This is a genomic window from Flavobacterium sp. (assembly GCF_044348915.1).
Taxonomy (GTDB): Bacteria; Bacteroidota; Bacteroidia; order Flavobacteriales; family Flavobacteriaceae; genus Flavobacterium.
Genome location: NZ_JBIKRX010000028.1, coordinates 1 through 22,118, shown reverse-complemented (window position 1 = coordinate 22,118; position 22,118 = coordinate 1). Strand labels below are relative to the sequence as shown.

At 33.8% G+C, this 22,118-nt stretch carries 23 protein-coding genes; 3 read left to right on the top strand and 20 right to left on the bottom strand.

Going from position 1 to position 22,118, the window contains the following annotated elements; translation table 11 throughout:
- Positions 1–14 precede the first annotated feature (14 nt).
- The 12 genes from ACIQ1E_RS06915 to ACIQ1E_RS06860 all read right to left on the bottom strand — a co-directional run bounded on the left by ACIQ1E_RS06915 (position 15) and on the right by ACIQ1E_RS06860 (position 11,886).
- Positions 15–719, bottom strand: coding sequence for a response regulator transcription factor (locus tag ACIQ1E_RS06915; RefSeq protein WP_396169932.1), 705 nt, complete (start codon positions 717–719; stop codon positions 15–17).
- Positions 720–722: 3 nt separating this feature from the next.
- On the bottom strand, positions 723–2,306 hold the full coding sequence (locus tag ACIQ1E_RS06910; protein WP_396169930.1) for a sensor histidine kinase: 1,584 nt from the start codon (positions 2,304–2,306) through the stop codon (positions 723–725).
- A 71-nt stretch (positions 2,307–2,377) separates the two neighbouring features.
- Positions 2,378–2,962 (bottom strand): dephospho-CoA kinase, encoded by a 585-nt coding sequence (coaE, locus tag ACIQ1E_RS06905; protein ID WP_396169929.1) that lies wholly within the window; start codon positions 2,960–2,962, stop codon positions 2,378–2,380.
- A gap of 1 nt (position 2,963) precedes the next feature.
- Positions 2,964–3,962, bottom strand: coding sequence for a glycosyltransferase (locus ACIQ1E_RS06900; RefSeq protein WP_396169927.1), 999 nt, complete (start codon positions 3,960–3,962; stop codon positions 2,964–2,966).
- 126 nt (positions 3,963–4,088) lie between these two features.
- The gene (gene fabV / locus ACIQ1E_RS06895; protein ID WP_396169925.1) at positions 4,089–5,279 is read right to left on the bottom strand and encodes an enoyl-ACP reductase FabV; all 1,191 of its coding nucleotides are present in this window, start codon (positions 5,277–5,279) and stop codon (positions 4,089–4,091) included.
- A 58-nt stretch (positions 5,280–5,337) separates the two neighbouring features.
- A complete protein-coding gene (recN, locus tag ACIQ1E_RS06890; protein WP_396169923.1) occupies positions 5,338–6,990 on the bottom strand; it encodes a DNA repair protein RecN in 1,653 nt (550 codons plus the stop codon).
- Between the two features lie 52 nt (positions 6,991–7,042).
- Complete coding sequence (locus ACIQ1E_RS06885; protein ID WP_396169921.1) at positions 7,043–7,927, bottom strand: DUF4835 family protein; 885 nt, start codon at positions 7,925–7,927, stop codon at positions 7,043–7,045.
- The gene (coaBC, locus tag ACIQ1E_RS06880; RefSeq protein ID WP_396169919.1) at positions 7,920–9,131 is read right to left on the bottom strand and encodes a bifunctional phosphopantothenoylcysteine decarboxylase/phosphopantothenate--cysteine ligase CoaBC; all 1,212 of its coding nucleotides are present in this window, start codon (positions 9,129–9,131) and stop codon (positions 7,920–7,922) included. The genes ACIQ1E_RS06885 and coaBC overlap by 8 nt, the downstream gene beginning before the upstream one ends.
- A gap of 10 nt (positions 9,132–9,141) precedes the next feature.
- The gene (locus ACIQ1E_RS06875; protein ID WP_396169917.1) at positions 9,142–9,459 is read right to left on the bottom strand and encodes a DNA-directed RNA polymerase subunit omega; all 318 of its coding nucleotides are present in this window, start codon (positions 9,457–9,459) and stop codon (positions 9,142–9,144) included.
- A gap of 12 nt (positions 9,460–9,471) precedes the next feature.
- Positions 9,472–10,272 (bottom strand): outer membrane protein assembly factor BamD, encoded by an 801-nt coding sequence (locus tag ACIQ1E_RS06870; RefSeq protein ID WP_396169952.1) that lies wholly within the window; start codon positions 10,270–10,272, stop codon positions 9,472–9,474.
- Between the two features lie 199 nt (positions 10,273–10,471).
- Positions 10,472–11,359, bottom strand: a complete 888-nt coding sequence (dapA, locus tag ACIQ1E_RS06865) for a 4-hydroxy-tetrahydrodipicolinate synthase (protein WP_396169914.1) — start codon at positions 11,357–11,359, stop codon at positions 10,472–10,474.
- Between the two features lie 8 nt (positions 11,360–11,367).
- Positions 11,368–11,886, bottom strand: a complete 519-nt coding sequence (locus ACIQ1E_RS06860) for a DUF6913 domain-containing protein (protein ID WP_396169911.1) — start codon at positions 11,884–11,886, stop codon at positions 11,368–11,370.
- 47 nt (positions 11,887–11,933) lie between these two features.
- Here ACIQ1E_RS06860 and ACIQ1E_RS06855 point away from each other — a divergent pair, with 47 nt between their 5' ends.
- Complete coding sequence (locus ACIQ1E_RS06855; protein WP_396169909.1) at positions 11,934–12,713, top strand: 5'-nucleotidase C-terminal domain-containing protein; 780 nt, start codon at positions 11,934–11,936, stop codon at positions 12,711–12,713.
- Between the two features lie 58 nt (positions 12,714–12,771).
- Positions 12,772–13,683, top strand: a complete 912-nt coding sequence (locus ACIQ1E_RS06850; RefSeq protein WP_396169908.1) for a bifunctional metallophosphatase/5'-nucleotidase — start codon at positions 12,772–12,774, stop codon at positions 13,681–13,683.
- Here ACIQ1E_RS06850 and ACIQ1E_RS06845 read toward each other — a convergent pair.
- The 7 genes from ACIQ1E_RS06845 to rpsF form a co-directional block, all read right to left on the bottom strand.
- The gene (locus tag ACIQ1E_RS06845) at positions 13,669–14,364 is read right to left on the bottom strand and encodes a hypothetical protein (RefSeq protein ID WP_396169906.1); all 696 of its coding nucleotides are present in this window, start codon (positions 14,362–14,364) and stop codon (positions 13,669–13,671) included. The two genes, ACIQ1E_RS06850 and ACIQ1E_RS06845, sit on opposite strands and share 15 nt — an antisense overlap.
- Complete coding sequence (locus ACIQ1E_RS06840; protein ID WP_396169904.1) at positions 14,351–14,836, bottom strand: hypothetical protein; 486 nt, start codon at positions 14,834–14,836, stop codon at positions 14,351–14,353. The genes ACIQ1E_RS06845 and ACIQ1E_RS06840 overlap by 14 nt, the downstream gene beginning before the upstream one ends.
- A gap of 205 nt (positions 14,837–15,041) precedes the next feature.
- Positions 15,042–17,045, bottom strand: coding sequence for an NAD-dependent DNA ligase LigA (gene ligA / locus ACIQ1E_RS06835; RefSeq protein ID WP_396169902.1), 2,004 nt, complete (start codon positions 17,043–17,045; stop codon positions 15,042–15,044).
- A 74-nt stretch (positions 17,046–17,119) separates the two neighbouring features.
- Complete coding sequence (locus ACIQ1E_RS06830) at positions 17,120–17,593, bottom strand: DUF6495 family protein (protein WP_396169900.1); 474 nt, start codon at positions 17,591–17,593, stop codon at positions 17,120–17,122.
- A 126-nt stretch (positions 17,594–17,719) separates the two neighbouring features.
- Entirely contained in the window at positions 17,720–18,163 is a 444-nt protein-coding gene (rplI, locus tag ACIQ1E_RS06825) for a 50S ribosomal protein L9 (RefSeq protein WP_396169898.1), read from the bottom strand.
- Positions 18,164–18,227: 64 nt separating this feature from the next.
- Positions 18,228–18,524, bottom strand: coding sequence for a 30S ribosomal protein S18 (rpsR, locus tag ACIQ1E_RS06820; RefSeq protein ID WP_007138295.1), 297 nt, complete (start codon positions 18,522–18,524; stop codon positions 18,228–18,230).
- Between the two features lie 5 nt (positions 18,525–18,529).
- A complete protein-coding gene (rpsF, locus tag ACIQ1E_RS06815; protein WP_116761249.1) occupies positions 18,530–18,871 on the bottom strand; it encodes a 30S ribosomal protein S6 in 342 nt (113 codons plus the stop codon).
- Positions 18,872–19,036: 165 nt separating this feature from the next.
- Between rpsF and ACIQ1E_RS06810 the strand changes: the two genes are divergently transcribed.
- Positions 19,037–19,732 (top strand): LytR/AlgR family response regulator transcription factor, encoded by a 696-nt coding sequence (locus ACIQ1E_RS06810; protein WP_396169896.1) that lies wholly within the window; start codon positions 19,037–19,039, stop codon positions 19,730–19,732.
- Here ACIQ1E_RS06810 and priA read toward each other — a convergent pair.
- Positions 19,729–22,118: primosomal protein N' (priA, locus tag ACIQ1E_RS06805; protein ID WP_396169894.1), on the bottom strand; the 2,390-nt coding region annotated here is incomplete at its 5' end. The two genes, ACIQ1E_RS06810 and priA, sit on opposite strands and share 4 nt — an antisense overlap.

Sequence of the window (22,118 nt, the reverse complement as noted above, 5' to 3'; positions counted from 1 at the left end):
TTTAATCTCTTTTTTTATTTTTTCACGACCAATCTAAAACCTTCGCCGTGAATATTTAATATTTCAACATTGGGATCCAATTTAAGATACTTTCTTAATTTAGCAATGTAAACATCCATACTTCTAGATGTGAAATAATTATCGTCTCTCCAGATTTTTGTTAAGGCCAGTTCTCGTGGCATTAAATCGTTCTCGTGAAGAATTAGCATTTTCAATAATTCATTCTCCTTTGGAGACAATTTCACTGGTTCTTCGCTACCGATCGATAGAAAACGAAGCTTGGAATTCAAATGAAATTTACCTACATTGAATTCAAATTGAACAGGTTCAGCTTGAGAAGTCGAGGACTTTCTTTGAATAATGGCTCTAATTTTCATCAACAAAACTTCAGAATCAAAAGGTTTGTTCAAATAATCATCAGCTCCTGCTTTATAACCTTTCAAAACATCCTCTTTCATAGATTTTGCAGTAAGAAAAATGATAGGCACTTCCTGATTTTTTTCTCTAATTTCTTTAGCTAAAGTATAGCCATCTTTGTAAGGCATCATCACATCCAAAATACACAAATCGTAATTATCCTTTTTGAATTTTTCAAAACCTTCCATTCCGTTCTTGGCCAAAGTGACATCAAAATCATTTAGCATTAAATAATCTTTTAGGACTGCCCCAAAATTTAGGTCATCTTCTACTAAAAGAATTCTTTTGTTTACATTTTCCATATCTTAATTCATTAATGGTAATTTTATTATAAAGGTACTTCCTTTACCTTTTTCGCTTTCAACATATATTTGACCGTTATGGTCGTCAATAATCTTCTTTACATAGGCCAAACCTAACCCATGTCCTTTCACATCGTGCAAATCTCCAGTATGTTCTCGATAAAACTTTTCGAAAACTCTCTTCTGAGCTACTTTGCTCATCCCTATCCCATTATCTTTGATTTTAATAATCAAAAACTCCTTAATATTTTCAGTGAAAATATCAATCTTAGGCACATTTGGTGAATACTTTATGGCGTTTTCCAGAATATTCACAATAACATTGATAAAATGAACTTCGTTCAATAGCACTATAGTCCTTTCAGCTTTAAAATGCTTCGCTATTGTACCTTCTCTATCTTCTAAAATCAAATGAACATGTTCAATAGCGTCTTCTATAACTTCCTGAATATTAGTAGATTCTTTGCTAATATCTAATTCTTTTTTCTCTAATTTCGAAATTCTTAACACATTTTCAACTTGCGCATGCATTCGCTTATTTTCATCTTTTATCATCTGAAGATACTTTAGAACCATGTCTTTATCTCCTATGATTTTTGGATTTTTTATTGCATCTAAAGCCAAATTAATAGTCGCTATTGGTGTTTTGAATTCATGAGTCATATTGTTAATAAAATCTGTTTTTATTTCAGAAATATTACGCTGACGAATCAACTGATTCAGAGCACTGGTATAAGCAATTATGATAATGAGCGTAAAAATGATTGACAACAATGTAATCCCAACTAGATCCGAAAGTAAAAATTTCTTTTTTTGAGGAAATGAAACCAATAATTGATATTTATTATTTCCTTCATTATCCGAAAAAATAGGAATCGAATACGTATTATCGGCATGGTATACAAACCCATCAGATTTTACTTTAGTTGCCAATCCACTACTAAAAATACCAAACTCAAATTTTGTATTTACACCATATTCTTCAAGTTCTTTCTTCAACAACTTCTGAATTTCCACTGCAGAAACCCTTTCTTGTAGCGGCATCGCAGAAGCAATTTCTTTGTAATTAATTTTATAAGCAACCTCGTCTAATACATCTAAGTTACCCGATTTTTCAATTTTAACATCAGGAGTCAAGTCACTTTGAATCTTAGTATTATCAAATCTATTGTTGTCATAAATCTCAGTAACTCGCTTAGAACTAAAGCTTTTCAACTTTAAACTATCTGATTTTTTGTCAAGGAACGAAGGCGCAATACTATAATCATCTGATGAAATACTGTTAGTAAATACTATCGTTGTATTATTCTTATGATTCTTTTGAACGTAATAAAACTCTAACAACTCATTTTTTTGCGGAAGCTTTCCTGTGCTGTCTTTATACTTATTAAATCGATCATAATAAGTAAACTCTTCTTGCTCTTGAAGCTTCTCAGCAACATTTCCTATTACTGATTTAACGTGAAATTTAAATTGTTCGTCATTATTTTCTAGCGACGTATTGAACCAATACACCTGCACTAAAATTATCCCAATCAAGGATAAACTCATCAACAAAACCAGTATTTTGAAAAACAATTTATTCATCAATACAAAATTAGTATTTTAACAGTATAAATAATAATAAATTAACCCAAGATTAACAAAATAGATTCAAACTATGAATTCTTCAAAATTTTAAGAATTTTATCAATTTCATTTTTTGTAGTTCTAGCGTCAGTGTTTTCAAGGACAAAATCACTTTTAGAAATGCGTTGTTCGTCATTCCATTGCGCATTTATACGGCTTACAACCTGCTCTCGAGTGGTTTTATCACGCTGAGTAACCCGCTGAATTCTAACTTCTACAGGGGCAGTTACCGTAATAATAAAATCACAGTTTTTATAATTACCACTTTCGAATAAGATAGCGGCTTCATAAATCACAAATGGAGCCTCTTGGTGCATGGTGACCCAATCTTGAAAATGTTTTCTAACGGCAGGATGAATAATAGCATTCAATAGCGCTAATTTATCGGGATTATTGAAAACAATTTGAGATAGTTTCTCCCGGTTTAAAATTGAGTTATCAAAAATGGAATCGCCAAAAGTATTCTTTATTTCTCCTAAAATCTCAGGTGATTGTGTAATCTTTCTTGCTTCGTCATCGGCAATATAAACAGGAACATTTGCCTTTCTAAAATGATTGGCGACAGTGGTTTTCCCACTTCCGATACCTCCTGTTAATCCAATTATTTTTGTCATTTTATTTTTTAAAAAATAACTCTGGGAAAGCTTCTTGTGGTTTTTGATTCAAAATAATAATTTTAATGAATGATTCAATAAAACCTGTTCCGTAACCAAAAAATTGTTTCCAAACCGCTTTAATAGAAAATAACCCCACCTTGAAACTTTTATTTTTATAGGTTGACACCAAAAAAATTGTCAAAAAGTAGGCAAAATACAATTGAAGTAATGCATCATAAGTAAAAATCAACAAAATCAATGCAAAAAGCAGTCCAATTATAAAAACCGATGGAAAGAAAAAAGTAATCTTGTTGTATTGAGGATACCAACTATTCAGAATAGGTCTTGCTTTGCCAAATTTATTCACCTGAACCGTAAATTTATCCCAGTCAATTCTTCGTTTGTGATACACATAAGCATTAGGAAAAAGTTTGGTTTCAAAACCTAAATTCCACAATCTGATCGTTAAATCAGGATCTTCACCTGGGTGAATATTCCCAAAACCATTCGACGCTTCAAAAGCTTTTCGAGACAATCCCATATTGAAACTTCTGGGTTGAAACTTATCAATTTTCTCCGAACCACCACGAATTCCTCCAGTAGTTAGAAACGAAGTCATCGCAAAATTGATGGCTTTTTGAATATCCGAAAAACTATCTAGAGCCGCATCAGGTCCTCCAAAACAATCCACATAATTTTCTTTTAATGCTTTAGCAACTTCAGTTAAATAGCTTTTTGGAATTATACAATCCGAATCGAATATGATAAAATAATCGCCTTTGGCTTTCTTCATTCCGTAATTTCTAGAATCGCCGGGGCCTGAATTTTCTTTGAAAGAATAAGATAAGTGCAGTTTTCCAGCATATTTACGCACCACATCATCACATCGCAAAGCAGAACCATCTTCTACTATTACCACTTCAAAATTATCGGTATAATCCTGCTGCGATAAACTCTCTAGCAGTTCATCCACTTCATCCGGACGATTGTAAACGGGTATGATTAAAGAAAATAACATAAACAAAAAATAAAGTGAATCGTATGGCTAAATTATTTTAACAAAGATAAACTATTATCCATAAAAAAACCACCACATATTACGTGATGGTTTGACTATTTTTATTTAAAACCTAAATCTGTTGGACTACGAAATACTTGGAATATCAATCATTTCCTCAGTATCGGCTTTATAATCCACACCTGCGAAATCGAAACCAAAAAGGTTCAAGAAATCTTTTCTATAGCCTTCTAAATCGCCTATTTCTGCTAAGTTTTCGGTAGTAGCTTGTTTCCATAAAGTCGCTACTTGTTCTTGAACATCGTCACGCATTTCCCAATCATCAATTCTGATTCTGCCTTTTTCATCTGTAGGAATTGGCTCGCCAGTGTACAATCGATCTTGATATAAACGTTGGATTTGTTCGATACAACCTTCGTGAATGCCTTTCTCTTTCATTATTTTATACAACAAAGAAATATACAAAGGAATCACCGGAATCGCAGAACTGGCTTGAGTTACCAAAGCCTTATTCACCGACACAAATGCTTGTCCGTCGATAGACTTCAAACTATCTGAAATCGAGAAAGCTGAAGCTTCCAGATGATCTTTGGCACGACCAATTGTTCCTTTTCTATAAACCGCTTCGGTCAATGATGGTCCTATATAAGAATAAGCAACCGTTTTAACTCCAGGAGCAAGCAAATTTTCGGCTTTCAACGCATCGATCCACATTGCCCAATCCTCACCCCCCATTACGGCAACTGTATTGGCAATATCATCATCTTGGCAAGGAGCAATACTAATATCAGTAACAATACCTGTATGAAAATCAACAGTTTTGTTAGTGTAAGTCGCACCAATTGGTTTCAAAACCGAACGATGCAAAACTCCTGTTACTGGATGCAAACGAACAGGAGATGCCAAACTATAAATAACTAAATCGACTTGACCTAAATCTGCTTTAATCAAGTCTAGAGTTTGTCTTTTTATTTCATTAGAAAAAGCATCGCCATTGACACTTTTGGCGTACAATCCTGCTTGATAAGCTTCTGCTTCAAAAGCAGCAGAATTATACCAACCTGGAGAACCTGGTTTTCCTTCTAATGGAGGTTTTTCAAAAAATACACCGATAGTAGCCGCATCAGAACCAAAGGCAGCTGCAATCCTCGAAGAAAGACCGAATCCAGTCGAAGCTCCAATAACTAAAACTTTTTTGGGACCATCGATTTCACCTTTTTCTTGAACGTATTCAATTTGATTTCTAACACTTTGCGCACATCCATCAGGGTGTGAAGTCACGCAAATAAATCCTCTCATTCTTGGTTCTATAATCATAATTGTAAAATTATTCTATTAATCGGTATTTTTAAGTTGACAAATATAAGTCATTTCTTTAATTCAACAAGGCTTTTGCGTGGTTTAATGCGGAATCCGAAACCACAGTTCCTGATAACATTTGTGCTATCTCGACAACACGCTCTTCATTTGACAATAATCGCAATTCCGACAAGGTATCTTCGCCAACGGTCGCCTTTGAAACCTTGAAATGTGCAGTTCCTTTTGCCGCAATTTGAGGTAAATGGGTAATGGCGAATATCTGCATTGTCTGACTCATTTCTTTCATAATTTCTCCCATTCTGTTGGCTATTTCGCCTGAAACGCCAGAGTCAATTTCATCAAAAATCAAGGTTGGTAATTTTGAATATTGGGCCAATATTGCTTTGACAGCCAGCATAATCCTTGACATTTCACCACCTGAGGCTACTTTTTTTAGCAAGCCAAAATCGGTTCCTTTATTGGCAGAAAACAAAAATTGAAGTTCATCTTTTCCGTTTTCGAAATAGGTCATAGTCGGATTGATATCCATTTTGAAACGAACATTTGGCATTCCCAAAGTCTCTAAAATTGAAACTAGTTGCTCCGATAAAACTGGAACTGCTTTTACTCGTTTATCATGAATCTCTTTGGACAAATTATCTAAAGTAGCCGTTTTTTCCTGAATTGATTTGGTCAAAGAAGCTATTTCTTGTTCTAAATTTCCTAATTCTAAAACAGAATTCTCCAATTTGGTTTGAATTTCTAGCAATTCATCAACAGTGGAAACCTGATGTTTCTTTTGTAAATTATAAATCAGTTGCAACTTTTGGCTGATTAATTCCAATCGTTCTGGATCATTGAAAAGCTTGTCTGCACAACGATTCAATTCATCTGAAATATCGTCAAATTCTATCGCAAGGCTAGTAACTCTTTCTAATAACGAAGCGTATTCTGGCGAAAAAGAGGCGATTTTTTGCAAAGAAAACTTAATTTCTTTCAAATTTTGCCTCACTCCTATTTGTTCTTCATTGGCTATAGCCAAAGATTTATCGATAGATTCTTTAATTACCTCAACATTATTTAGCTTTTCATAATCGGACTCTAGGAACTCTTGTTCTCCTGATTTCAAATTCGATGTTACTAATTCTTCTAATAAAAAAGTATTGTATTCTTGTTCTTTAAAAGATTCTGCTTGTTTTTTCAGCAGTGCATTCAATTTTGATTTATCGGATTTATAGCTTTTAAGAATCGCTTGATACTCCAAAATACCTTCTTGATTATTGGCAATAGCATCTATAATTTCGAATTGCACTTTTTCTTCTGAAAGCTCTTGGGTTTGATGCTGCGAGTGAATGTCAATCAAAAACAAACTTAATTCTTGTAATTCCTGAAGGTTTACAGGACTGTCATTGATAAAAGCTCTCGATTTTCCAGAAGGAAGAATTTCACGACGAATTATAGTTTCGTCTCCATAATCTAAATCATTGGCTTCAAAAAAGGGAAGTAAATTGTATTTTGAGATTTCAAAATGAGCTTCGATAACACATTTTTCCTCCTTGTTTTTAAGTGATGTTAAATCGGCTCTTTTTCCTAAAACTAAACCTAAAGCTCCTAAAATTATGGATTTCCCCGCTCCGGTTTCTCCTGTAATTATCGAAAACCCTTTAGAAAAATCAATTGACAATTTTTCGATTAGCGCATAGTTTTTTATCGACAGAGAAGTTATCATTTAATATTTTTTTGAAAAAGATAGGCTACAAAATAAAAATTCAAGGTGATTATTAATTTTTAATATTCACCCATTTACTAGAGTTCAGGGGTGAAGTTCTATTTAAACTATCAACCAAATCACCAATTGGGATACTTGGTCCACCTGAAAAAATAGAAACAATCTCGTCGGATTTGGCATCAAAGAAGACACGGGTTAAGAATGCATTTGGTTTTGTAGTATTGAATTTACCTAGGTTTATCAATGACAACTTGATTTTTTCTTTTGCTGCTTTCAAATCCTGTGTCATCATATCTAAACCTGAATGGTATAAAAATGATGATTGTCTCAAATCAGTATAAGCAGATGCTAATAGATCATTTACTAAAAAATATCTGCTCGTTAATCCATCGGATTGGCTCCAGCCTTTATAGCCGCTTTGTTGTGCCACATTGGAAATATTTTGTGCAATTTCTAGATAAGTGGTTCCGCCTGAAGGAGAGAAAGTATCTCCATCCATTCCAATTATGAGATTGCAATAAAAAGAAATTACCGATATCAAATTCGATTCAAACTCTGCTGGATTGAAAATTAGTGGTTGAAATTCTGTATAATTAAAACTAAAATCTTTGTCACTATAGTTTAAAACTGGAGTAGAATAGGTCGAATTAAAAACCAATCTTGAAGACTGCACTGTTATTGTAGCGGTATATCGATCTGAATCGTACGAAGACAACACAATATCCATTGAACAATTGATTTTCTCATTTGGTTTAAATAGCTGGCCTGTCCATTGGGTTTGATTGACAAATTCACTCAATGAAGTTTGCAATGTTCTGAAAACTTGCTGGTTTGCATTGGGCAATTTTTGGGTATTGACATTAATAGTACAGTTTAACTCTTGAGAATGAGTTATTCCACAAACCAAGAAAAAGAAAAAAACAATTATTTTAGTCATAAAAATGTGCTATTACTTTGTTTACAATATCATTAGCTACCGCTTTTTTCGATTTTAATTCCATTGGTTCTACTTTGAAATTTTTATCTATAAAAGTAACTTTATTGGTTGGTGTCCCAAAACCTGCTCCCACATCTTGCAATGAATTAAGAACAACCAAATCTAAGTTTTTTTTCTGAATTTTCAACTTGGCATTCTCAATTTCATTTTCAGTTTCTAATGCAAAACCAATCAAGAACTGCTTTGTCTTGATTTCACCTAAAGAAGCTAAAATATCCTTTGTTTTTTCGAGTTCGATAACGAACTTTTCTGATTCTTTTTTGATTTTTTGGACCGACACTTCCTTTGGTCTGTAATCGGCAACAGCTGCTGCCGCAATGACCACATCAACATCGGAAAAATAGGTATGACATGCTTCATACATTTCTTGAGCAGAAACAACTGGGACAAATTGTACCAGATTATTGTCAATTTTTAAATGAGAAGGGCCAGAAACCAAAATTACAGATGCCCCCATAATTGCAGCACATTCTGCTATATCATATCCCATTTTTCCTGAGGAATGATTTCCTATAAAACGAACAGGATCTATGGCTTCGTATGTTGGACCGGCAGTAATTAGTATTTTTTTTCCTTTGAGTGGCAATTTACCTTCTAAATTGGCTTCCAAAAAAGCCAAAATATGCTCTGGTTCAGACATTCTTCCTTCGCCAGATAAGCCCGAAGCTAACTCTCCTTTTTCGGCGGGAATCATTGTATTGCCAAACAATTTCAATTTATGAAAACTCTCTAAAGTTGATGGATGAATGTACATATCCAAATCCATTGCAGGCGCAAAATACACAGGACATTTTGCCGATAAATAGGTTGCGATGAGGAGGTTATCACAAACACCATTAGCCATTTTCGCCAACGTGTTAGCGGTTGCGGGAGCAATAACCATTAAATCAGCCCAAAGACCAAATTCGACGTGACTATTCCATTCTTCGTTGTCGTCGTCTTGATTGTAAAAGCTGGAGTAAACCGGATTTTTAGATAAAGTAGATAAGGTGAGCGGGGTTATAAAATCCTTAGAAGCAGGTGTCATTATCACTTGGACATGTGCACCTGCTTTTATAAAAAGTCGAACTAATGTAGCTGTTTTATAAGCCGCAATTCCACCGGAAACTCCCAGTAAAATCTTCTTTCCGCTTAAAACTGACATTTATTGAGATTTATTTGTTTCCGTCTCTATGGTAGATTTTACCTTCTAACCATTCTTGAACAGCTAAGGCATGAGGTTTAGGCAATTTTTCGTAAAACTTAGAAACTTCTATTTGCTCTTTGTTTTCAAAAACTTCTTCTAGACTATCATTGTAAGTCGCAAACTCTTCCAATTTCTCTGTCAATTCTTTTTTGATTTCAGAATTAATTTGATTTGCTCTTTTGGCCATAATAGTAATAGCTTCATACACATTTCCTGTAGGCTCTTCAATAACATTTTTATTGTAAGTTACAGTGTTTACCGGAGCATTTGTCTTTCTTAAATCCATGACTTTGTTTAATTATTTAGTGAAATTTTTTAAATCGGTTTCAATTCTAGCTAACATTTCGTCGGCTACTTTTTTGTATTTTGTCTCTGGCTTAAATTTTATTAAATTACCATAAGCTGTTTTAGCAATATTTAATCTTTCAACCATTTTATCTGACACACTATTTATTGCCAATTGGTAAGCCGAATCATACTTATAAAAAAGAGCATCTTCTTTATAAGGAGTCCCAGGATAATCAGCTACAAAATTGTCAAGAGCTACCATTGCCGATTTATAATCCATAATGGTATTGTATTGCTTTGCATTTTCATAAACTTTTTTCTCCAATTTATCATTCAATTCTCTAAGCGTTTTATTGGCTTCGGGAATATAAGTAGAGTTAGGATAAGTGTCTATAAATCCCTGTAATTTTTCAATCGCTTTGAAGGTGTCTGTTTGGTCTAAACTATACACTGGTGAAAGTTTTGAAAAGCACTTTGCGCCTAAATACGCTGATTCTTCTACTTTTTCACTTTTAGGATACCCTGAAACAAAACTTTCGAATTGATATGCTGCAAGATAATACTGATTTGTTTTATAGTACGACATCGAAAACATATAAAACAACTTCTCTGCCTGAGGTTTTCCCCTGTAAGCCGGAGCAATTTGCTCTATAAGTCGTATGGCATCGTTATATTTTCCTGCGTCGTATAATTTTGTAGCCATTTCAAACTTTACAGCTACATCTTCGGATTTTAATGCTTTTTGATATTCACCACAAGAAGTGAAAAGAACCACAAGAAGTACCAACGATACTATTTTTTTACCCACAATTTTGATTTTTATTTAAATTTGAAACTTGAGCCTGTAGACATACTACCGAAACAAATATTGATTCTGCTTTTTTACTCTAATTTGCTTACGGTTAAGAAAACAAAAGCGTCCAAAAAAAATACAAAAGTTTCGCTGGCAAATTTAGGTATAAATTTGACCACTACAAAATATATTTTTTTTGTTAAAAAAAGATACTTTTTTACGATAATTGAATGATATTATTTACAAAATTATCAATTCTGTTGGCTAATTGTTCATCGACAGATACTAATGGTAAGCGAAGTGTGTTTTCTGCGATACCTAACGATTGAAAAACTTGTTTGATTCCTGCAGGATTTCCTTGCTCGAAAATCATATCGATACAATCTGAAAATTGATATTGTAATTTGAAAGCATCATCTACTTTTCTATTCAAGCCCAATCGGATCATTTCGGAAAATTCTTTTGGAAAACCTTGAGCAATAACAGAAATAACACCTGAACCACCAGCTAAAACCATTGGTAAGGCAATCATATCATCACCACAAAGAATCAGAAAATCTTTTGGTTTATCTTTGATTAATCGCAAGGATTGAATCATATCTCCAGCCGCCTCTTTTATTGCAACAATATTTTCGAAATCATTTGCTAATCGCAATACAGTTGATGGCAACACATTACTTCCAGTTCTGCTTGGAACATTGTATAGAATTATTGGAATCGGACAAGCCTCAGAAACTGCTTTAAAATGTTGGTAAATACCTTCTTGAGTGGGTTTGTTATAATAAGGAGAAATTGACAGAATGGCATCGAATGCAGATAAATCTCTAGTTTTTAACTCCTCAACAACTTCAGCTGTATTGTTACCTCCTACTCCAAGAACCATCGGCAATCTGCCCTTGTTCGTTTCGACAACAGTTTTTATTACAAATTCTCTTTCTGCTGGAGTCATTGTGGCATTTTCGGCAGTAGTGCCAAGTATTACAAGGTATTCGACACCGCCATCAATTGAAAGATTAACTATTCTTCTTAAAGCTTCTGTATCGATTGATAAATCTTTTTTAAATGGAGTCGCTAGCGCAACACCAGTTCCTATTAATGATTGCATAATTTATTTTATATTTTATTTAATATTTTTAAGTATCTGAATAACTCGTGAACGAAAACAGTATGATTTTCGGCATTTGTACTAATCATAAGATGATTTAACCGTTTGTCTACCGATGAAAAACCAACTTTAAATTGTGCTCTCGAACTATTGGTAACTTTTAGTAAAAATGCCTTTTCAACATCATAATAACTAATCATCAAATCGAATCTCTCTTTAATAAACTCTCTTACTGAAGGTTCTGTTATTTGTGCATTCCAATTCAAATGTTTTGTTCCGAAAGTAGGAAGAGAATAAACCTCATTTTTTTTTAACTTGTCTCGGTAAACTAAAGTCTTAATGCTGGCTTCAGCAATTCCTTGTTCGACTAGTTCACTTATTAAGAATTCTTTATCTAAAAAATAACTCTCATCTATCAGCAATCCAACCGTTTGAATAGACACTACCTCCTTACTGCTCTTGACATTATTTAAATTATTTTTTATGAATTTTAATAAAAAATAATTCTTGATATAATTTAAAAACATAGTACTTTTACTTGATTACAAAATTAATTATTAAAGTCGCGATACAAATGGTAAATTTAAAAAAGTATATTCGTGTTTTGAAACTTTTTGTTATATTCTTAACACTTTTTGGTGTTACATCCTGTGCAACAAAACCCTATTATGTTTCAAAAATTGAAGGAAAAAAGATTACCATTACTGATAAAGAACCACAAAATCAGCAAATTGATAATTTCGTCAAACCATACCGAGAGCACATCAATAAAGATTTAGATAGCATTTTAGCATATTGTCCTGTCACGTTGGATAAAAATGAAGGAAAATGGCAAACAACTATTGGCAATCTGATGGCGGATGTAACTATTCATAGAGGTAATATAGTTTTAGAAGCTCGCGAAAAAAAAGAAATCGATTTGTGTTTTCTAAATAATGGCGGAATCCGCGCCATACTCCCTAAAGGAAATGTAACAGCCAGAACGGCCTATGAAATAATGCCTTTCGAAAATAGCCTTGTAGTTATTGCCTTGAAAGGAGAACAGATTTTTGAACTAGTCAATTATTTCATTGAAACACAAAAACCACATCCATTAGCTGGAATTACATTCACTATTGCTAAAGACAAGACAGCTAAAAATATTTTAATTCAAGGCAAAGCTGTAAATAAAGACAGTATTTATTTGGTCGCCACCAATGATTATTTATCTAATGGCGGAGATAATATGGTTTTCTTTTTGAAAGGAATTCAAAAATATGATCTTGATTACAAATTGAGAAATGTGTTGATTGATTATTTCATTGAAGTAGATACGATTCCAGTATTAAAAGACGTGAGAGTTAGTGTAGAGTAAATTGCAGATTTCAGTCCCGAAGCTTCGAGAGCTGATTTTAGATTTAAAAAAAAGAAAAATGAAAAGAAGAGAATTTATAGAGAAAACAACCGCAAGCGCAGCAATGGTAGGATTAGGTCTAACGCTGAGCAGTTTTAAATCCGATATCAAACACATAACCATTCTTCACACGAATGATGTTCATAGTCATATCGACCCTTTTCCTATGGATGATCCTCGAAATCCAAATATGGGAGGAGTAGCTAGACGCGCTTCGCTGATAGAAACCATCCGTCAAGAAAACCCAAACGTTTTGCTATTGGATGCCGGTGATATTTTTCAAGGAACGCCCTATTTTAATTATTATGGGGGCGAACTCGAATTCAAATTGATGAGTATGATGAAATATGATTTATCAACAATAGGCAATCACGATTTTGATAATGGTATTGATGGCTTGACTGCACAAATGCCACATGCTACTTTCGAATTTGTTTCGGCAAATTATGATTTCAAGAACACTTCGATGGATGGATTTGTAAAACCATTCAAAATTTTCAATAAAAATGGAATCAAAATTGGTGTTTTTGGCCTAGGTATCGAACTTCAAGGATTAGTTGATAAAAAAATGTCGAAGGAAACTGTTTATAACAATCCACTAGAAGCAACGCAGGATATGGTTCGAATTCTTAAAAAAGAAAATAAATGCGACTTGATTATTTGCCTTTCTCACCTCGGTTATAAATACTCTAAGGGAGATCTAAACAAAATATCCGACTTAAAACTAGCTGAACTCACCAAAGATATTGACTTAATAATTGGTGGACACACACACACTTTTCTAGACAAACCTACAATAGTAAAAAACCTTGAAGGCAAAGAAGTTTTGGTCAATCAAGTGGGCTGTTACGGAATCAATTTAGGCCGAATTGATTTTTATTTTGACAACGATAAATCAAAATCTTCCCAAGGAAAATCAATTATCGTTTAGTCGTTCTATTACCATTACCAATCTATAAAACGCAAAATACACCATAGCATTCAAAATCATTGCTAGTGGCCTAAAACTTATAGGCGAAAGATCCGAGAGATAGTATTTTTCTATAAATACTATGAAATACTGCGCTATGGATAACAACCCAAAGTTAAACAACCATATTGCATGGCTTTTCCCTGGCTGCATAACATAATCTGAAAAAGCTATTCCAGCGATGATGGAAATCAAAATATTTTGGATAATTAAAATTCCATAACTCCTATTGGTTATTCCACTAGAAATAGACAACAAATAGAAGAAAATAAATAAAAATGGTATCATCGCAATAAAAAAAGGAATGTAATCTTTAAGTTGTATTAATTTGGTCATATAATAAATCATCAACAAGCGATGAATTATAAAGACTATTAAACCCAAAAACAACATCGTCTCTGTTTCAAATATAAAAAACACATTGGTAATCAGCGCAAACAAAATTACCGCGATAAAAAGAAGATTTCGTTTAGCGGAAGTTAACCAATACAAAATCATCAACACAGCCAAAGTCAATGGTTTAAAAACAAATAGAATTGGCTTGTACGAAAACACTTCTCCTATAACTTCGACAGCTGCAACAGAGAAATATGCCCAAATAATGAACTTTCCGAGATTTATCTCTTTATTAAAAAGCATCATAGTTTTTTATTTTTATCCTAAATTGATCATTTGTTATAAAATAAGTTACCATAAAAAAATAGGAAAAAACCTGGACTGAAACCTGAATAAAATCAAAGGCAAATAATGGAGCATAAAATTTATTGATCATAAAAAAAACGTCCGAAATCATTGAACCGACACAAAAAATCATCAAATTCAAAAAAGCATAGTTTGATTTTTTAAGGTAATTTGTAATTGCGGCAAAATTCAAAATTGCTAAAGCTATTCCATAAATGATATATAATGAAAAATCGAAGACGATATTTTCATATTGAAGGCTTAAAACCGAAATACCAATTGATAAAACGAATAGTGAGGATATAACAATCGGAATTCGATCACTTTCATCAAATTTTAAAGACCTTAAATCATCAATCGCTAGTTTCAACAGCAATAAATTAACTAACAAAAAGGACATTAAAGCTCCCAATGGGGAAATTTCAAATTGCAACAAAATAAAAATATCTCCAATAAAGCAAAACATAAAAATCATTGCCTTTGCAAATGATATCTTGTAATTATTCGTAATGAAATAATAAACAAACACCAAAGGGATTATTGCCGATTTAGCATACAACATATACGTATGTAAACCTAGTAATTTAAAAATCACAACTAGGATACAAGCTGCAAAATATAAACATAACGAAGGTTTATTAGTCGTCATTTAGCATTTTTTTAAAATCAGTCTCCGAAATAATAGGGACACTCAACTTGACTGCTTTATCCAATTTTGCCGGTCCCATATTGGCACCTGCGACGACATAATCTGTTTTGGCCGAAATGGAACTTCCCACTTTACCACCATTGTCTTCGATTGCTTTTTTCAAATCATCTCTAGAAAATTCCTCGAATACTCCCGAAACAACGAAAGTCTTGCCCGAGAGTTTTTCCGTCGCATTGGGATTTACAATTTCTACAGTTTCAAATTGAACACCATAATTTTTTAATCGGTCAATAATAAGCTTATTTTCTTGATTATCAAAGAAATCCAATACACTTTGTGCAATTCTTTCTCCAATTTCATCAACCAAAACTAAATCCATCAAACTAGCTTGGCTCAACGCTTCTATGTTTTTATAATGTTTAGCCAGTTTTTTGGCTACTGTCTCTCCCACAAAGCGAATTCCAAGCGCATACAAAACACGTTCAAAAGGAATACTTTTTGAATTTTGGACTCCTCGAACCAAATTTTCTGCCGATTTTTGAGCCATTCTCTCTAATGGCAAAATTTGCTCCACTGTTAGCTCATACAAATCCGCATAATTATGTACTAAATCATTATTGTAAAGCAAAGCGACTGTTTCACCTCCAAGCCCCTCAATATCCATCGCTTTTCTAGAGATAAAATGTTGGATTCTCCCTATAATCTGTGGAGGACAACCATAGAAATTTGGACAATAATGATTAGCTTCACCTTCTCCACGAATCAACTCGGTTTCACATTCCGGACAATGAGTAATGTATTGAGTAGGTTCTGAATAATCAGGACGTTGACTTAAATCAACAGCAATAATTTTTGGTATAATCTCTCCTCCTTTTTCAACAAAAACGGTATCGCCAATCCGAATATCCAACTTGTCGATTTGGTCAGCATTGTGCATCGAAGCCCGTTTTACGATTGTTCCCGCCAATTGTACAGGTTCTAAATTGGCAACAGGCGTTATAGCTCCCGTTCTTCCCACCTGATAGGAAATCGAGTTCAATCGCGTTGAAACTTGTTCCGATTTGAATTTGTATGCAATTGCCCAACGAGGTGATTTAGCTGTAAAACCTAATTCCTCTTGATGCTGAAAGCTATTTACTTTTATCACCACACCATCGGTTTCATAAGGAAGATTGTGTCGATGAACATCCCAATAATCAATAAATTGGAAAACTTGTTCCATACTGCCTGCCAGTTTGGATTCCTTTGGTACTTTGAAACCCCAATTTCTAGCGGTTTCTAAGCCCTCAAATTGAGAACTGAAAGGCAATTTATTTCCAATTAGAAAATACAACAAACAGTCTAAAGGTCGTTTTGCCACTTCCGAGCTGTCCTGCAATTTCAAACTTCCCGAAGCTGTATTCCTTGGATTCGAATAGGGTGTTTCACCAATTTCTACCAGTTCTTGATTCATTTTTTCGAAACCGGCAAAAGGCAAAATTATCTCGCCTCGAATATCAAATTTGTCAGAGAAATTTCCATTTAGGTGGAGTGGAACCGATTTTATAGTTTTAATATTATTAGTTACATCATCACCCTGAACCCCATCACCACGAGTGACAGCCCGAACTAGTTTTCCGTTTTCGTAAGTAATACTTATTGATGCACCATCATATTTCAATTCGCAAGTGTATTCTAGCTCAACATCACCAAGCACTTTTTGAATTCTATTTTCCCAATCTATTAAATCTTCTTTTGAATACGAATTATCCAACGAATACATTCTATATTCGTGCTTAACGGTTTCAAAGTTTTTCGTAATTGCACCGCCAACTCTTTGAGTTGGTGAATTTTTGTCAAAATACGCTGGATTTTGATTTTCTAATTCTTGAAGTTGTTTTAGTTTTTGGTCAAATTCAAAATCGGAAATCTGGGGTGCATCCAGCACATAATAATTGTGATTATGCTGATTTAATTCTTCTCGTAATTTTTGAATTGTCAGTAGAATGTCCATAAAAAGTAAAATTGGCTATTGTAGCTTTTGAAATAAAAGACTAAAATAACCAATTTTAAAGAAAAACGACACGATTACGATTCAATAATCGAAATAATTTGTTGATAAAGTTGACCGTCACTCAAAATCGCTCCTTGTTGAATCAAACCAAAAATAGAACTATTACGTTCTTCCGTAAAAACTTTTTTTCCGGTTTTCATTTCAATGGTGTAGGTAAACATATTATCAATCAACCATTGCAAGCCTTCTTTAGTCAAAAAATTGATTTCCGGCACTAATGATTTCAAAACAATAGACTGTATGTAAGTATCAAAACATTGAAAAAGGAAAATATGATTATTAGAAAAATGTTCTAAATATACTGCTCTGCCAAGCACACCTTCCCAAACCAAATCGGAAAAAACATCCAATTCTTGTTCGGCAACTTCTGGTTTTTCGGCTTTTAATTGATCCCATTCTGCTTTGTCGATGCTCTGACTAGCTAGAAAATTAATAAATTCCTGATGTAATTCTTCGAATTGTTCTTTGGTAAGTCTTGCGTATTTCATTTATGCTGAACTTGTTTCAGCATCTATTATCAGATGCGTTAATATAATAAGAAAAGAATCTGAACTGAATTCAGATTAAAAAAAAATCCCGATTTTCATCGGGATTTGATTCAAAATAGTGAGAAATTAAGCTTTTTCAGCGATAATTTCATATGCTAATTCTACTACTACATCTCTGTGTAATCTGATGCTAGCAGCATATTTTCCAGTACGTTTTACGATACCGCTTGTAATGAATTTTCTGTCTATTGAATGACCAGCTTTTTCCAAAGCTTCAGCGATATCAATATTAGTGATTGAACCAAAAAGTTTCTCACCACCAGCTTTTGCATACAATTTAACTTCAAGAGCTTTCAATGTTTCAGCCAAAGCTTTAGCGTCATTCACCATCTTCTCTTCTTTGTGAGCTCTTTGTTTTAGGTTCTCAGCCAATACTTTCTTTGCAGAAGGAGTAGCTAATTGAGCAAATCCTTGTGGTATCAAAAAGTTACGACCGTAACCATTTTTTACATTTACCACATCGTCTTTAAAACCTAAGTTTTGAACGTCTTTTTTTAAAATCAATTCCATGTTGTTGTCCTTTGTTTTTAGAAGTTAGTCCCGATTTTATCGGGACAACAACTGAGTTTTATTATTATTTAAGTAAATCGGCCACGTATGGCATTAAAGCAAGGTGACGTGCTCTTTTTACGGCTACAGACACTTTTCTTTGGTATTTCAATGAAGTCCCTGTTAAACGACGAGGAAGAATTTTTCCTTGCTCATTAACGAATTTCAATAAGAAATCAGCATCTTTATAATCGATATATTTGATACCTGATTTTTTGAAACGACAATACTTTTTAGTTTTGTTTGTTTCTATATTTAAAGGAGTAAGATATCTGATATCTCCGTCTTTTTTTCCTGAAGCAGATTGTTGTAATGTTGCCATAATGATTAAGCTTTTGTAGATTTAAGTTTGGCTCTTCTTCTTTCAGCCCAAGAGATAGCGTGTTTGTCAAGACTTACCGTTAAAAAACGCATCACTCTTTCGTCACGTCTAAATTCGGTTTCAAAAGCAATTAGGACTTCTCCTGCTACTTTGAATTCGAATAAGTGGTAGAAGCCACTTTTTTTGTTTTGGATTTCGTAGGCCATTTTTTTAAGACCCCAATCCTCTTTCGATACCATTTCAGCTCCTCTACTTGTAAGAAAATCTTCAAATTTGCTTACTGTTTCCTTTACCTGAACTTCAGATAAAACGGGATTTAAAATGAAAACAGTTTCATAATGATTCATAAATATATATGTATTTGTTAAATTGGCTGCAAAAGTAATCTTTTTTTTCGAACAAACAAGAAAAAGCTGTTTTTTATCGTCATAAGGCAAAAAAAGCCTATAAAATTAGGTTTTTAAAAATACATGTATTACTTTTAATATCCCGAAACTTAAATAATAACAATTATGAAACTAAACTGTGTCGTAGTAGATGATAGTTCCATTCAGAGAATGATCATCACAAAGTTAGTAAATAATCATCCAAATCTACACTTAATTGGTGATTTTTCTAACGCAATTGAAGCAAAAGGTTGCATGACCATACACAATGTGGATCTCATCTTTTTGGACATTGAGATGCCCGTAATTAGTGGTTTCGATTTTTTGGATGGTTTAAAAACAAAACCCCAAATCGTTTTCATCACTTCTAAGGCTGAATATGCCATGAAAGCATTTGATTATGATGCAACAGATTATCTACAGAAACCTATAGCTGTAGATCGATTTAATGCATCAGTTAAAAGAGCCATGGACTTGCATATGTTGAAATCTGAGATCCATGAAGAAGATGGTGAGCATATTTTTATCAAAAGCAATTTAAAAAAACTAAAAATCTTCACTGCAAGAATTAAATGGATTGAAGCATTTGGCGACTATGTAAAAGTAGTGACTGAAGACGATAGCAATTTGGTGCTTTCGACCATGAAATCTTTCGAAAAAGACTTATCGAAAGACAAGTTTGTGAGAGTGCACAAATCTTACATTATCAACATTGATAAAGTTGAACGCTTCAACAGCCGATTTGCTGAAATTGGAGTTACCAAAATTCCGCTGAGCAGGCATAAAAAAGAAGATTTAGTTAGAGCTTTGGCAATAAACTAATAAAAATCGACATTCACAGACACCTTTATAGCTCTGTATTGCGAAACAACATCAAAACTATTCAGTATTTTCTGGATAGTTTTTTTTGTGCCCACCAAGGACTGGCTAGTTGGAATCTTTACCATTATGGTTCTAATGTACTCGTTTCGAATTCTGGAAATAGGCGGTTCTTCAGGTCCTAGAACCGGAATCGATAAGTTTTGCTGCATAACCTGATACAGCCAGATTGACCCTTCTTTGAGTTTATCGAAATCGCGATGTTTCAAAGTAAGTTTAATTAGTTTAAAATAAGGTGGATATTTATAAATCTGTCTTTCGTACATTTGTTCTTTATACATACCTATATAATTGTTCTGAACGACCTGCTGGATGGTGTTGTGGTCTGGATTATAGGTTTGAATTATTACATTCCCTTGTTTTTCCGAACGGCCAGAGCGACCTGAAACCTGTGTCATCATCTGAAAACTTCTTTCAAAAGCCCTAAAATCGGGATGATACAACATATTATCAGCATTCAAAATTCCAACCAAACTTACATTTTCAAAATCCAAACCTTTGGCCAGCATTTGAGTTCCAACCAAAATATCAATTTCCTTATTTTTGAAACTATCGATGATTTTTTCGAAACCAAATTTCCCACGAGTGGTATCTTGATCCATACGACCAATTTTAGTATTGGGAAACAATTCGATTAGTTCTTGCTGAATTTGTTCCGTTCCAAAACCTTTTGTTGTAAGATGAACACTGGTACAAGAATGACAATTTGTTGGTTTTGCCATAGAATATCCGCAATAATGACATCGCAACTGATTCTTGTGTTTGTGATACGTTAGACTCACATCGCATTGTGGACATTGAGGCACGTGACCACAAGTCAAACATTCTATAATGGGCGAATACCCTCTGCGATTTTGAAATAAAATAACTTGCTCTCCCAAAGACAAAGCATTCGTAATCCCTTCTATTAAAGTATCGCTGAAGTGACCTGACATTTGTTTTCGGAAATACTTGTCTTTCAAATCGACCAACTCAATTTTTGGCATTTTGACATTTCCGTATCTTTTAAAAATTTCGACTAAGCCATATTTGCCAGATTGTGCATTAAAATAGGTTTCGATACTTGGTGTTGCCGAACCCAAAACTACTTTTGCTTTAAAACTGTTAGCTAAAACAATGGCAGCATCTCTGGCGTGATACCGTGGTGAAGGATCCACCTGCTTGAAAGTTTGTTCGTGTTCTTCATCAACAATTATAAGCCCCAAATTAGAAAAAGGCAAAAACAAAGCTGACCTAGCTCCTATTACAATTTGAGCTTTTGAAGAACCTGCAAAAACTTGTTGCCAGACCTCTACCCGTTCGTTGTTGTTGTACTTCGAATGAAAAACCGCTACTTTATTACCAAAATAATCGCGTAATCGACTTACCAATTGGGTCGTTAAAGCAATTTCGGGCAATAAATAAAGGCTTTGTTTTTCTTCCTTAATACATAGTTCAATGAGCTTGATGTAGATTTCTGTTTTTCCACTAGATGTTACACCGTGCAAAAGACAAACATCCTTTTCAGTAAAACTATGGTTGACTTCTTCGAATGCCTTTTGCTGTGCTTCACTTAATTGTAATTGTTCTTCGGTAGTTTTTCCGGAAAAATTAACACGATCGACTTGAACATAATATTCTTCAAAAATTTCTTTATCGATTAAGGCTTTAATTATGGTTGACGTTGAATTAGATGCCTCAATTAACTTTTTGACTGTAATAGGTTTAGCTCCGCTCCTCTCGGCTTCGCCTCTGGCCTTCTCTGAAGCACTTAATTGAAAATAATTCAGAACTATCTCCTTTTGCTTGTTGGCATTTTTAAGCACTTCCAATAATGCTCCCAAGCCTTCATTTGTTTCGTACTTTGCATGTAATCTTACATATCGAACGAGCTTTGGAGTATACGACTCCAACATTTCTTCTTGGAGAACCAAAATGTTTTTGTCAATTAATTTTTGGATAACCGGAAAAACATTCTTCTTATTCAAAATATTCATGATATCCTGAACTTTCAGAGAAGCCTGCGTTTGCAAAGCTTCATAAATCAGGAATTCGTCATCCGAGAGTTGGATTTCATCTACAAAACCATCATTCCTTTTGGCAATAATAGTTTCACTTTCGAGCAAAAGTGCCGAAGGCATCGCGCTACGATACACATCACCAATTGCACACATATAATAGGAAGCGATCCATAACCAATGTGTGATTTGAACATCTGTAACGATAGGTTTTTCGTCTAAGATTTGATGTATTTCTTTGGCTTCATATAAACCAGGCTTGTTTTGGTGAATTTCGACAACCAATGCCGTATAGATTTTGCTTTTGCCGAAAGGCACAGCTACTCGCATCC

Coding starts and splice junctions, on each gene's coding strand:
- ACIQ1E_RS06915 (WP_396169932.1), bottom strand. CDS start 719: ATGGAAAATGTAAACAAAAGAATTCTTTTAGTAGAAGATGACCTAAAT.
- ACIQ1E_RS06910 (WP_396169930.1), bottom strand. CDS start 2,306: ATGAATAAATTGTTTTTCAAAATACTGGTTTTGTTGATGAGTTTATCC.
- coaE (WP_396169929.1), bottom strand. CDS start 2,962: ATGACAAAAATAATTGGATTAACAGGAGGTATCGGAAGTGGGAAAACC.
- ACIQ1E_RS06900 (WP_396169927.1), bottom strand. CDS start 3,962: ATGTTATTTTCTTTAATCATACCCGTTTACAATCGTCCGGATGAAGTG.
- fabV (WP_396169925.1), bottom strand. CDS start 5,279: ATGATTATAGAACCAAGAATGAGAGGATTTATTTGCGTGACTTCACAC.
- recN (WP_396169923.1), bottom strand. CDS start 6,990: ATGATAACTTCTCTGTCGATAAAAAACTATGCGCTAATCGAAAAATTG.
- ACIQ1E_RS06885 (WP_396169921.1), bottom strand. CDS start 7,927: ATGACTAAAATAATTGTTTTTTTCTTTTTCTTGGTTTGTGGAATAACT.
- coaBC (WP_396169919.1), bottom strand. CDS start 9,131: ATGTCAGTTTTAAGCGGAAAGAAGATTTTACTGGGAGTTTCCGGTGGA.
- ACIQ1E_RS06875 (WP_396169917.1), bottom strand. CDS start 9,459: ATGGATTTAAGAAAGACAAATGCTCCGGTAAACACTGTAACTTACAAT.
- dapA (WP_396169914.1), bottom strand. CDS start 11,359: ATGCAATCATTAATAGGAACTGGTGTTGCGCTAGCGACTCCATTTAAA.
- ACIQ1E_RS06860 (WP_396169911.1), bottom strand. CDS start 11,886: ATGTTTTTAAATTATATCAAGAATTATTTTTTATTAAAATTCATAAAA.
- ACIQ1E_RS06855 (WP_396169909.1), top strand. CDS start 11,934: ATGGTAAATTTAAAAAAGTATATTCGTGTTTTGAAACTTTTTGTTATA.
- ACIQ1E_RS06850 (WP_396169908.1), top strand. CDS start 12,772: ATGAAAAGAAGAGAATTTATAGAGAAAACAACCGCAAGCGCAGCAATG.
- ACIQ1E_RS06845 (WP_396169906.1), bottom strand. CDS start 14,364: ATGATGCTTTTTAATAAAGAGATAAATCTCGGAAAGTTCATTATTTGG.
- ligA (WP_396169902.1), bottom strand. CDS start 17,045: ATGGACATTCTACTGACAATTCAAAAATTACGAGAAGAATTAAATCAG.
- ACIQ1E_RS06830 (WP_396169900.1), bottom strand. CDS start 17,593: ATGAAATACGCAAGACTTACCAAAGAACAATTCGAAGAATTACATCAG.
- rplI (WP_396169898.1), bottom strand. CDS start 18,163: ATGGAATTGATTTTAAAAAAAGACGTTCAAAACTTAGGTTTTAAAGAC.
- rpsR (WP_007138295.1), bottom strand. CDS start 18,524: ATGGCAACATTACAACAATCTGCTTCAGGAAAAAAAGACGGAGATATC.
- rpsF (WP_116761249.1), bottom strand. CDS start 18,871: ATGAATCATTATGAAACTGTTTTCATTTTAAATCCCGTTTTATCTGAA.
- ACIQ1E_RS06810 (WP_396169896.1), top strand. CDS start 19,037: ATGAAACTAAACTGTGTCGTAGTAGATGATAGTTCCATTCAGAGAATG.